Below are 11085 nucleotides of genomic sequence, written 5' to 3' on the forward strand. Positions count from 1 at the left end.
CTCCCGCGCCCGACGTGGCCGCGCCCGCCGGCTCGGCGCCGTCCGCGCCCGCCGGCCAGGCGCCGCATCGGCTGAGCCCGCGCGAGCGGCGCCTCGCCGCCGAGCGCGCGGCCACGTCCGCGAACGGCGGCGAGCCCGCGTCCGGGCCCGCGGCGACGGCGGCTCCCGACCGCTTCCGCGAGCTGATCGCCGCCAAGACGCTGGAGTCGTGGCAGACGATCCCGCACTTCGCGCTCACCCGCCAGCTCGACGCCGAGCCGCTGCTCGCCGTCCACGCCGGCGCGCGCGTGCGCTTCGGCGCGCAGATCACGATCACCGACCTGCTGCTGCGGGCGGTCGCGCTGGCGCTGCCGGGCGAGCAGCCGGCCGACGTCGCGCTCGCCGTTGCGACGCCCCGCGGCGTCCTCAACCCGGTCATCCCCGACGTCCGCGCGCACGATCTGCCGGCGCTCGCCGAGCTGCGCGCGGCGGCCGTCCAGCGCGCCCGCGACGGCAGATTGAACGCCGCCGACGTGGCACCGGCGACGACGACGCTGTCGAACCTCGGCACCGCCGGCGTCGACCACTTCACCGGCATCGTCACGCCGGGGCAGACGACGCTGCTGACGCTCGGCACGATCGCGCCGCGCGTCGTCGCCGACGGCGACGCGGTCGTCGTGCGCCGGACCCTGTACGCGACGCTCAACGCCGACCACCGCGCGCTCGACGGCGCCGACGCCGCGGCGCTGCTCGGCGCCTTCGCCGCCGCGCTCGCGGACGGCACGGCCCTCACGGAGGCGGTGGCATGATCGACGTCAGCGAAGCGCGCGAGCCGCTCCCCGTCTCGCTCGACGGGCTCGACGGGCAGGACCTCGTCGAGTGGCTCGCAACGATGCAGCTGATCCGCGACTTCGAGGAGGCGCTGGACCCGCTCTGCCTCAGCGGCAGAATCCCCGGCGGCGTCCACGTCGCGGTCGGCCAGGAGGCGGTCGCGGTCGGCGCGATGCGGGCGCTGGAGCCCGGCGACGTCGTCACCAGCAGCCACCGGCCGCATCACCACGGCCTCGCGCGCGGCGTCGAGCCGAACGCGATGATGGCGGAGCTGTTCGGCCGCGCCGACGGCACCGGCGGCGGCCGCTGCGGGACGATGCACATCGCCGCGATGGACCGCCACTACTACGGCGGCAACGGGATCGTCGGCGCCGGCCTCGGGCTCGCGCTCGGCGCCGCGCTGGCGGCGCAGGTGCGCGGCAGCGGCCAGGTCGCGCTCGGCTTCTTCGGCGACGGCGCCGTCAACATCGGCCGCGTCTGGGAGGCGATCAACATGGCGGCGGCGTGGAAGCTGCCGCTGATCGCCTTCTGCGAGAACAACCTCTACGCCGTCGAGACGCCGACCGCGAGCGTCACCGGCGGCGACTCGATCGTGCGCCGCGCGGAGGGCTTCGGGCTGCCGGCGGTGCAGGTCGACGGGCAGGACGCGGGCGCCGTCCACCGCGTCGTGCGAGAGGCGCGCGAGCGGGCGCTCGCGGGCGAGGGGCCGACCTTCGTCGAGGCGCTCACCTATCGCTACCAGGGCCACAACACCGGCCAGGTGACGAGCTACCGCACCGACGCCGAGGTGGAGGAGTGGAAGCAGCTGCGCGATCCGCTCGTGCGGCTGCGCGTCGCGCTGACCGCGAGCGGCCTGCTCGACGACGACGCCTACGATGCGCTCTGCGCGAGGTCGCGCGAGACGGTCGCCGCGGCGACCGCGTTCGCCGACGCCTCGCCGTGGCCGGACCTGGCGACCGCCGACGCCGGCGTGACCGAGATCGATCCGAAGCTGAGGGGGAACCCGTGAGCACGCGCATCACCCTGTCGCAGGCGTTCCAGCAGGGCGTCCGCGAGGAGATGGAACGGGACGACGCGATCTTCGTGCTCGGCACCGACATGGTCGAGCGCGGCGGCCACTTCGCGCAGCTGCGCGGAATCGGGAGCGAGTTCCCGGGCCGCGTGCGCGACGCGCCGATCTCCGAGGCGGCGATGGTCGCCGCGGGCGTCGGCGCTGCGCTCAACGGGCTGCGCCCGATCGTCGACCTCAACTTCATCGACTTCGCGCTCGGCGCGATGGACGAGATCGTCAACCAGGCGGCGAAGGCGCGCTTCATGTGGGGCAGAGGGGTGCCGATGGTGATCCGCGGCACCGCCGGGATCGCCTTCTACGCCGCCCAGCACAACAACAGCCTCGAGGCCGGCTTCGCGCACACGCCCGGGCTGCTGGTCGTGATGCCCTCGACGCCGGCCGACACGAAGGGCCTGATCAAGAGCGCGCTGCGCTGCGACGATCCGGTCGTCTTCCTGATGCACAAGTCGCTCACCGGCCTGCGCGGTGAGGTGCCGGAGGGCGAGCACGTCGTGCCGCTCGGCGAGGCGGCGATCCGCCGCGCGGGCGACGACGTGACGGTCGTCGCCTACGGCGCGCTCGTCGCCAGAGCGGAGCGAGTCGCGGAGCGGCTGGCGACGGAGGGGGTCGCCGTCGAGGTGATCGACCTGCGCACGCTCTTCCCGCTCGACCTCGCGACGATCGAGGCGTCGGTGCGCCGCACCGGGCGGCTCGTCGTCGCCTCCGAGGCGCCGCGCCACGGCGGCATCGGCGGCGAGATCGCGGCCGCGATCCAGGAGTCGTCGTTCTTCTACCTCGACGCGCCGATCCAGCGCGTCGGCGCGCTGCACACGCCGATCTCGCACAGCCCGCCGTTGATCGCCGCCGCGATCCCGTCGGAGGAGCAGCTGGAGCGCGCGATCCGCGCGACGCTGACGCCGCAGGAGGCGGTCGCGTGAGCGCGCTGTTCACGCTCGGCGGGCGGGTCGCGGTCGTGACCGGAGCCGCGCGCGGCCTCGGGCAGGCGATCGCGCTCGGGCTCGCCCGCCACGGCGCCGATGTCGCGCTCGCCGACCTCGACGCCGGCGCGCTCGCGGAGACGGAGGAGCTGGTGCGCGCGAGCGGCCGGCGCGCGCTCGCGGTCGCGACCGACGTCACCGACGAGGAGCAGGTCGCGGAGCTGTTCGCGCGGACCGAGCGCGAGCTGGGGCCGCTCGACGCGCTCGTCAACAGCGTCTTCACGCCGGTCCTGACGCGGCCGCAGGAGCTGACGCTGGAGCAGTGGGAGCGGGCGCTGCGCGTCAACCTGACCGGCTACTTCCTGCCGGCGCGCGCGGCCGGCCGGGCGATGATCGCGCGCGGGCAGGGCGGCGCGATCGTCAACATCGCCTCGATCGCCGGCACCAGCGCGCTCGGGCGCGGCAACGTCGCCTACAGCGTCTCCAAGGGCGGCGTCGTGCAGCTGACCCGCGAGCTGGCGGTCGAGTGGGGCCGCTACGGGATCCGCGTCAACGCGATCCAGCCGGCGCAGATGCGCACGCCCGGCTTCAAGGCCCGCTTCGAGAATCCTGAGCTGGAGCCGGACGGGCTGCTGGAGCAGATGGTGGAGGCGATCCCGCTCGGGCGGATCGGCGAGCCCGACGACGTCGTCGGCCCCGTCGTCTTCCTGCTCTCGGACGCGGCGCGGATGGTCAACGGGGTGCTGCTGCCGGTCGACGGCGGCAACCTCGCGATGAACGCGGGCAGCCGCGGCAACGACTAGGAGAGACGTGAGACTCGCGAACATCGACGGGCGCGCGGCGCTCGTGCAGGACGGCCGCTGGGTCGACGTCGAGACCGCCACCGGCGGCGCCGTCGGCTGCGATCCGATGGCGGCGCTGACGCGGCTCGACGCGCTCGCCGGCGTGACCGTCCCGGCCGACGCTCCCGCGCTCGACCCGGCGCGGCTCGGCCCGCCGGTGCCGCGGCCGTCGAAGATCCTCGCCGCGGCGCTCAACTACCGCAAGCACGCGGAGGAGTCGGGCCTGCCGATCCCGGCCAGACCGGCGCTGTTCGCGCGGCTGCCGTCGGCGCTGTGCGGCCCGGCCGACGACGTCGTGCTGCCGGCCGGGCGCGACCAGGTCGACTGGGAGGCGGAGATCGTCGTCGTGATCGGGCAGCGCGCCCGCCACGTCGTCGCCGCCGACGCCTGGTCGATCGTCGCGGGCGTCACCTGCGGCCAGGACATCTCCGATCGCCCGGCGCAGTTCGACGGCCCGAGCCAGTTCTCGCTCGCGAAGTCGCACGACACCTTCGCGCCGCTGGGCCCCGTGCTGAGCACGCTCGACGAGCTGGCCGACCGCGACGACCTCGGGATCACGCTGCGGCTCAACGGCGAGCTGCTGCAGGACGGCCGCAGCAGCGACCTGATCTTCGACGTGCCGGCGCTGATCGCGGCCGCGAGCGCGGTCTGCACGCTGGAGCCGGGCGACCTGCTCTTCACCGGCACGCCGGCCGGGGTCGGCTTCGGGCTCGACCCGCAGCGGTTCCTCGTCCCCGGCGACGTGATCGAGACGCAGCTGGAGGGCGTCGGGATGCTGCGCAACAGGTGCGTATCGGCGTGACGCAGCTGCTCCACCTCGACCGCGCGCGGCGGCTGATGGACGAGGCGCGGCTCGACGCGCTCGTCGCCACGACGCCCGTCAACGTGCGCTACCTGAGCGGCGTGCACAGCTGGCTGGATCCGCTGATGCGCGAGCGGATGGTGGTCGCGGGCGGCGGCGAGCAGCTCGCGATCGCCGCCTGCGTCGTGCTGCCGCGCGAGGGCGAGCCCGCCCTCGTGCTGCACGGCGGCCTGGCGGCCAACGCGCTCGCGAGCTGGATCGAGGACGTGCGCCTCTACGGCGCGCCGCGGCACGACGACGACGCCGGCCGCCCGCAGCGGCTGGACCCGCGCCGCCGCGCGCTGCTGGAGCGGATCCGCGGCGCCCGCCCGACGGCGCTGGAGGCGCTGCTCGACGTGCTCGCCGCGCGCGGGCTGACGGACGCGCGGATCGGGGTGGAGCAACCCATGAAAGAGGCGTTGGAGCAGGCGCTCCCGCACGCCTGGCTCGGCGACTGCTCCGCGCTGCTGGGCCTGCTGCGGATGGTCAAGAGCGACGCGGAGCTGCAGCGCCTCGAACGCGCGGCGGCGATCGGCGAGGCGGCCGCGGCGGAGGCGTTCGCGACGATGCGGCCCGGCGCCGCGCTGGCCGGCGCCGCGCAGACCTTCCGCGCCGCCGTCGCCGCGCAGGGCGCCGCCTTCGACCACTTCGCGCTCGGCCCCGGCGGCCTCGCGATCTGGACGCTCGGCGACGACCGCCTCGCGCCCGGCGACTGCCTCTTCGCCGACTTCGGCTGCGTCTACGACGGCTACTTCTCCGACAGCGCCGCGACGATCGCGCTCGGCCAGCCGGAGCCGGCGGTGCAGGCGCGCTACGAGGCGCTGCGCGACGCCGTCGCGGCCGGGATCGCGGCGGTCGCGCCCGGTGTCCGCGCCAGCGCCGTGCAGCGCGCGATGGCGGCGGCGCTGGCCGAGACGCCGGTCGTCTGCGACCCGCCGACCGGCCACGGCCTCGGGCTGGAGATCCGCGACTGGCCGCTGCTGCTGCCGGCCACGGGCGCGCGGATCGCCGACGACTGCGTCGACGTCGACGCCGACCTGCCGCTGGAGGCGGGGATGGCGATCAACCTCGAGATCAGCGCCTTCATGCCCGGCGTCGCGTCGGTCGAGGTCGAGCGCACGATCGTCGTCACCTTCGACGGCCCGCGCGAGCTGGTGCCGCAGCCGCGCGAGCAGATCGTGCGGCCATGAGCGGCGCGCCCTACTCGACGCCGCTCGACGCGCCGCTGGTGCCGCGCTTCCCGGTCGGCTATCGCGACGTCTCGGTGCTGACCGCCTGCTGGCGCACCGACCCCGCCGCGATCGACGCGCTGCTGCCGGCGCCGCTGCGGCGGCTCGGCGACGTCGTGATGGCGCACGTCTACGAGATGCCCGACGTCGACCACCTCGGCGCAGTGCGCGAGTGCAACGTGATGGTCGGCGCGCGCTACGAGGGCGGTGACGGCGCGGTCGTCGAGGGCGGCTTCTCGGTCGCGCTGCTGATCGACAGCGACATGGGGCTGGCGCTCGGGCGCGAGGTCCACGGGCAGCCGAAGAAGCTCGGCAGCCCGCGGCTGGAGCAGCGCGGCGACCTGACCGTCGCGACCGTCACGCGCAACGGCATCGACGTGCTGACGGCGACGACGCCGTACAAGCGCGAGCGGGCGACGCTCGACGAGCTGTCGGCGCACTTCCCCTTCGCCGAGAACGTCAACCTGAAGCTGATCCCGCAGATCGACGGCTCGCCGGGGCTGGCGCAGCTGACCGCGCGGCGGCTCGCCGACCTGCGCGTGCACGAGTGCTGGCGCGGACCGGGGACGGTCGAGCTGCGCCCGAACGCCCAGGTCCCGCTCTGGCGGCTGCCGCTGCGCGAGCCGCTCGACGCCTTCTGCTGGCGGGCCGATTTCACGCTCGTGCCGGGTCGCGTCCTCTGCGACCTGCATGCTGACACCGCAGAGAATTCACCTGGACGAGGTGACATACATAATGTATGATCCTCTGGATGTCGTCGTCGACGCCTGCGCGCGAAACGAGAATCGAGCCGATCTCCGGCTCGAACACGTACAAGCAGACCGTCTACCGCACGGTCTACCGGCTGATCCAGAACCTCGATCTGGCACCGGGCGAGCGGCTCGTCGAGCAGGACCTGTCGGAGCGCTTCGGCGTCTCCAAGACGCCGATCCGCGAGGCGCTGCTGCTGCTGGAGAAGGACCGTCTGATCGAGATGGTCCCGCACACGGGCGCGACGGTCTCGTGGCTGTCGCTCGCCGACTACCAGCAGCAGCTGTTCATCCTCGACGCGCTCGAGCTGCCCGCGTTGCAGCTGGTCGGCGACAAGGCGACCGCGGACGACTTCAGCGCTTGGGCGAGCGAGATCGCCGCGATCGAGGCGGCCTTCCGCGACAGCGATCTGCGCACCTACCGCGAGCTGGTCGCGGGCCTGCACCGCCAGATGTTCGCGGTCGCCGGCTACCCGCGGCTGACGGAGCTGATCGCCTCGGTGCAGCAGGCGCTGTATCGCTACGGCGTGCTGTTCGTCGACTCGCAGGAGCATGCGCGGGGACGCGAGCTGGAGATCGTCGTGCGGCGGCTGGAGCTGTTGCGCGAGGGGGCGGTCACCGGCGTCGTCGAGCTGGTCCAGGGCCACCATGCCTGGATGCTCGCGACGGCGAGGGAACGGGTCGCCAGGCGCGATCCGGCGGTGATGCAGTACCTGCTCGACGGCCAGTAGGCGGTCGCGCAGGGCCGGGGAGTTTTTTTGACGGGATGCGTCATACATCATGTTTCATATCCCGAGGAGAGAGCTGGTGGAGGAGCGGAGAGTGAGAGCGACGCCGGGCGGCGCAGACGACGCCCGGGCACGGCGCCTGCTGTACCAGACGCTGCGGGTCCCGGAGGTCGGGATCCTGCTCGCGCTGGTCGTCGCGGTGGCCGTCTTCGCGCTCGTCAACCCCTCGTTCGTGGCGTGGGCCAACATCGAGTCGAACGTCCGCACGATCGCCTTCATCGGGATCGTCGGCGTCGGCCAGGCGATGCTGATCATCGCGGGCGAGTTCGACCTCTCGGTCGGCTCGGTCGCGGCGCTGGGCGCGGTCGTGGCGGCGATCCTGATGTCCGACCACGGCCTGCCGATCCCGCTCGCGGTGATCGCGGCGGTCGCGCTCGGTCTGCTGATCGGGCTCGTCAACGGGCTGCTGACGGTGAAGGTCGGGCTGCCGGCGCTGATCGTCACGCTCGGGATGCTGTTCGCCGCACGCGGGCTCGCGTACGTGATCAGCGGCGGGACGCAGGTCTACCCGCTGCCCGACGGCGTCAGAACGCTGTCGGACCGCGTGCTCGGGCTGCCGATGGCGATCTGGGTCTTCGTCGTGCTCGCGCTCGTCGCCGACGTCGCGATGCGGCGCTCGGGCTTCGGCCGGCGGCTCTATGCCGTCGGCGGCAACCGCGAGGCGGCGCAGCTCGCGGGCATCCGCGCCGACCGCGTCAAGCTGGCCGCGTTCATGCTCACGGGAGCGCTCGCGGCGCTCGCCGGCGTGCTCGTGATGGCGCAGCTCGGCTCGGGCGATCCGCAGATCGGGATGAACTGGGAGCTGGCCGTGATCGCTGCGGTCGTCGTCGGCGGCATCAGCCTCCGCGGCGGCGTCGGCTCGATCGCCGGGGCGCTCCTCGGCGTGCTCTTCCTGCAGGTCGTGAGCAGCGGTCTCGTCGTCTCCGGCGTCGAGGCCACGCTTCAGCCGGTCGCTGTCGGCACGGTGATGATCGCCGCGCTCGGGATCGACCAGGTGCGCCATCGCCGCTTCGGCGGCTGACGCGCGCCCAAGCCAGGTCGCAAGAAGGTGGGCCGCGCCGCGCGCGGCAGTTTCTGAGGAACGGAGAGAGAGTGCAACCGATGTGGGAGCAGGACCACGGCCGCCGGCCGTGGCGGCTGGCCCTGCTGGCGATCGCGGCGATCCTCGCCCTGGTCACCGCGGCCGGCTGCGGCAGCAGCAGCGATGACGGCGACAGCGCCGCGACGGGCGCGCAGACCACGGCGACGACGGCCGACGCCGGTGGTGAGAAGGAGTGCTCGGTCGAGGGCAAGAAGATCCAGTTCGTCGCGCCGCTGAAGTCGAACCCGACGATGCAGGTGATGGCGGCCGGCTTCGAGCAGCGCGCGAAGGAGCTGGGCTTCGACGCGACGGTGCTGATGACCGACGACGCCGAGCCGCAGAGAATCCTCGCGCTCGGCCAGCAGGCGATGACGCAGGGCAGCGACGGCATGGTGATCCCCCCGTACGACGCCGCGCTGTACCCGTTCATCAAGCAGGCGTCGGCTGCCGGCATCCCGATCATCACGACGCACAGCTCGGTCCCCGACAGCGAGGACCTCGGGATGAAGCAGGACATCCATCCCGACCCGGCGCAGTACGGCGCCGAGGCGGCGAGAGCGATCGGCGAGCAGATCGGCGGCAGAGGCACGGTCGCCGTCACGCAGGGCGGCTTCAACCCGATCGAGAACGCGGCCGCCGAGGCGTTCACCGCCGCGATGAAGGAGCAGTACCCCGACGTGAAGGTGCTGAAGTCGCAGGTCGAGGGCTTCGAGCCCGCGGCCGCGATCTCGAAGGCGGTCTCGGTGCTGCAGTCCGACGGCTCGATCGTCGCCGCCTACTCGACGACCGGCGGCGGCCCCAGAACGTGGGCCGGCGCGGCCGACCAGGCCGGCAAGAGACTCGTGATCATCGGCATGGACTACACGCGCCCGAACCTCGACCTGGTCAGAAGCGGCAAGGTCTACGCGGTCGTCGCGCAGCCGATCTACGAGGAGCACGCCGACGCCGTCGACGCGCTCAAGGCCGCGATCTGCGGCGAGCCGGTCGAGGCCGAGGTGTCGGCCGAGTCGCCGCTGGTGACGACCGACAACGTCGACGAGTACTACGACCTCCTCGACAGAACCGGGACCTGATCGATGACACCCGACGGTCGGACGGGCGCGCCTGCGGGCGCGCCCTCCGCCGGCGGTTCGCCGCCGGCGCTGGAGCTTGAGTCGATCACGAAGCGGTTCGGCGGCGTCACGGCGCTGCGCGACGCGACCGTGCGCGTCCGCCGCGGCGAGGTGCACGGGCTCGTCGGCGAGAACGGCGCCGGCAAGTCGACGCTGCTGAAGATCCTCGACGGCCAGTACCCGGCCGGCAGCTACGAGGGCGTCGTGCGGATCGACGGCGAGGCCGTCGCGCTGCATGCGCCGCAGGACGCCCGCGCGCGCGGGATCGCGATCGTGCCGCAGGAGACGTCGGTGATCGAGACGCTCTCGGTCGGCGAGAACATCTGCTTCGGCGAGGGCGGCGGGCCGTTCGCGGACGTGCGCGCGATGGAGCGCCACGCGGCCGCGTTCATCGATCAGCTCGCGCTGCGGCTCGACGCGCGCACCCAGGTCGCGCGGCTCAGCTCCAGCCAGAAGCAGCTCGTGATGATCGCGCGGGCGCTGTATCGCAGACCGCGCGTGCTGATCCTCGACGAGCCGACCTCGGCGCTGACCGCGGAGGAGACCGCGCGCCTGTTCGCGCTCGTGCGGCAGCTGCGCGACGGCGGCCTCACCTGCATCTTCGTCAGCCACCGCCTCGACGAGGTCTCCGAGCTGTGCGACCGCCTCTCGATCCTGCGCGACGGCAGGGTCGTCGACGAGCTGGCGCGGGCCGACTTCGACGTCGAGCGGATCATCGGCTCGATGATCGGCCGGCGGCTGACCGACCTCTACCCGGAGCGCACCGGCGACGCGGCCGACGCCGGCCCCGCCGCCGCACCCGCCGCGCCGCCGGCGCTCGCCGTCGAGCGGCTCTCGATCCGCCACCCCGAGCGCCCCGGCGACTTCGTCGTGCGCGACGTCTCGCTCGCGGTCGCGCCGGGCGAGGTGCTCGGCGTCGGCGGCCTCGTCGGCTCCGGCCGCAGCGAGCTGCTCGGCGCGATCTACGGCCGTCATCCGATCGCCTCCGGGCGCGTGCTGCTGGGCGAGCGGGAGCTGCGCATCTCCTCCCCGCGCGAGGCGCTCGCGGCCGGCATCGGCCTCGTCACCGAGGACCGCAAGCGCGACGGCCTGCTGTTCAACCTCGGCCTGCGCGAGAACGTCACGCTCGCCTACCTCAGAAGCCTCGGCAGCGTCGTGCTCGACCGCGGCCGCGAGCGCGAGATCGCGCAGGAGGCGGTCCGCCGCTTCTCGATCGCGACCCGCTCGATCGAGACGCCGGTCGGCCAGCTGAGCGGCGGCAACCAGCAGAAGGTGATGCTCGCGCGGGCGCTGGAGCGCGGCCCCAGAGTGCTGCTGCTGGACGAGCCGACGGTCGGCGTCGACGTCGGCGCGAAGGCCGAGATCTACCGCCTGATCCGCGCGCTCGCCGACGCCGGCGTGGCCGTCGTCGTGGTGTCGTCGGAGTCGGCCGAGCTGCTTGGCCTCTGCGACCGCTTCGTCGTCCTGCGCGACGGCGCGGTGGTCGACCGCTTCGGCCTCGGCGAGGCGAGCGAGACGCGCCTGATGACCGCCGCGATGGCGGCCAAGACGAGCAGCGAGGAGGAGCGATGACCCCCGTTCCCGCGGCCGCCGCCGCGCCAGCCGCGGCCGCCGCCTCCCCGCCCCCGCCGGCGGCGCCGGCCG

Annotated in this window: 11 protein-coding genes; all 11 read left to right on the top strand. The window is 73.7% G+C overall.

All coding sequences use genetic code 11. The annotated features are described in order from the left end of the window. On the top strand, positions 1-788 hold a 788-nt coding region (locus Q7L73_RS27980), incomplete at its 5' end, for a 2-oxo acid dehydrogenase subunit E2 (protein WP_304696069.1). Continuing rightward, positions 785-1819, top strand: coding sequence for a thiamine pyrophosphate-dependent dehydrogenase E1 component subunit alpha (locus Q7L73_RS27985; protein ID WP_304696067.1), 1035 nt, complete (start codon positions 785-787; stop codon positions 1817-1819). The genes Q7L73_RS27980 and Q7L73_RS27985, both read left to right, overlap by 4 nt. Further along, positions 1816-2799: an alpha-ketoacid dehydrogenase subunit beta gene (locus tag Q7L73_RS27990; protein WP_304696065.1), complete on the top strand. Its 984-nt coding sequence runs from the start codon at positions 1816-1818 to the stop codon at positions 2797-2799. The genes Q7L73_RS27985 and Q7L73_RS27990 overlap by 4 nt, the downstream gene beginning before the upstream one ends. Next, positions 2796-3602 (top strand): SDR family NAD(P)-dependent oxidoreductase, encoded by an 807-nt coding sequence (locus Q7L73_RS27995; RefSeq protein WP_304696063.1) that lies wholly within the window; start codon positions 2796-2798, stop codon positions 3600-3602. The genes Q7L73_RS27990 and Q7L73_RS27995 overlap by 4 nt, the downstream gene beginning before the upstream one ends. 7 nt (positions 3603-3609) lie before the next feature. Next, a complete protein-coding gene (locus Q7L73_RS28000) occupies positions 3610-4443 on the top strand; it encodes a fumarylacetoacetate hydrolase family protein (protein ID WP_304696061.1) in 834 nt (277 codons plus the stop codon). Next, entirely contained in the window at positions 4440-5672 is a 1233-nt protein-coding gene (locus Q7L73_RS28005; protein ID WP_304696059.1) for a Xaa-Pro peptidase family protein, read from the top strand. Before Q7L73_RS28000 ends, Q7L73_RS28005 begins: the two co-directional genes overlap by 4 nt. After that, the gene (locus Q7L73_RS28010) at positions 5669-6454 is read left to right on the top strand and encodes an acetoacetate decarboxylase family protein (protein ID WP_304696057.1); all 786 of its coding nucleotides are present in this window, start codon (positions 5669-5671) and stop codon (positions 6452-6454) included. The genes Q7L73_RS28005 and Q7L73_RS28010 overlap by 4 nt, the downstream gene beginning before the upstream one ends. An 8-nt stretch (positions 6455-6462) precedes the next feature. Further along, positions 6463-7191: a GntR family transcriptional regulator gene (locus Q7L73_RS28015; RefSeq protein ID WP_304696055.1), complete on the top strand. Its 729-nt coding sequence runs from the start codon at positions 6463-6465 to the stop codon at positions 7189-7191. Between the two features lie 76 nt (positions 7192-7267). Then, entirely contained in the window at positions 7268-8269 is a 1002-nt protein-coding gene (locus tag Q7L73_RS28020; RefSeq protein ID WP_304696053.1) for an ABC transporter permease, read from the top strand. An 80-nt stretch (positions 8270-8349) separates the two neighbouring features. After that, the gene (locus Q7L73_RS28025) at positions 8350-9402 is read left to right on the top strand and encodes a sugar ABC transporter substrate-binding protein (RefSeq protein ID WP_304696051.1); all 1053 of its coding nucleotides are present in this window, start codon (positions 8350-8352) and stop codon (positions 9400-9402) included. Positions 9403-9405: 3 nt separating this feature from the next. After that, the gene (locus Q7L73_RS28030; protein ID WP_304696049.1) at positions 9406-11013 is read left to right on the top strand and encodes a sugar ABC transporter ATP-binding protein; all 1608 of its coding nucleotides are present in this window, start codon (positions 9406-9408) and stop codon (positions 11011-11013) included. The last annotated feature ends 72 nt before the right edge of the window (positions 11014-11085 follow it).

It is taken from the genome of Conexibacter sp. CPCC 205762 (genome assembly GCF_030646155.1).
In the GTDB taxonomy this organism is placed as follows: domain Bacteria; phylum Actinomycetota; class Thermoleophilia; order Solirubrobacterales; family Solirubrobacteraceae; genus Conexibacter.

What these genes read in the sequence shown, in the direction of transcription:
- Q7L73_RS27985 (WP_304696067.1), top strand. Translation starts at nt 785, where the DNA reads ATGATCGACGTCAGCGAAGCGCGCGAGCCGCTCCCCGTCTCGCTCGAC.
- Q7L73_RS28010 (WP_304696057.1), top strand. Translation starts at nt 5,669, where the DNA reads ATGAGCGGCGCGCCCTACTCGACGCCGCTCGACGCGCCGCTGGTGCCG.
- Q7L73_RS28015 (WP_304696055.1), top strand. Translation starts at nt 6,463, where the DNA reads ATGTCGTCGTCGACGCCTGCGCGCGAAACGAGAATCGAGCCGATCTCC.
- Q7L73_RS28025 (WP_304696051.1), top strand. Translation starts at nt 8,350, where the DNA reads ATGTGGGAGCAGGACCACGGCCGCCGGCCGTGGCGGCTGGCCCTGCTG.
- Q7L73_RS28030 (WP_304696049.1), top strand. Translation starts at nt 9,406, where the DNA reads ATGACACCCGACGGTCGGACGGGCGCGCCTGCGGGCGCGCCCTCCGCC.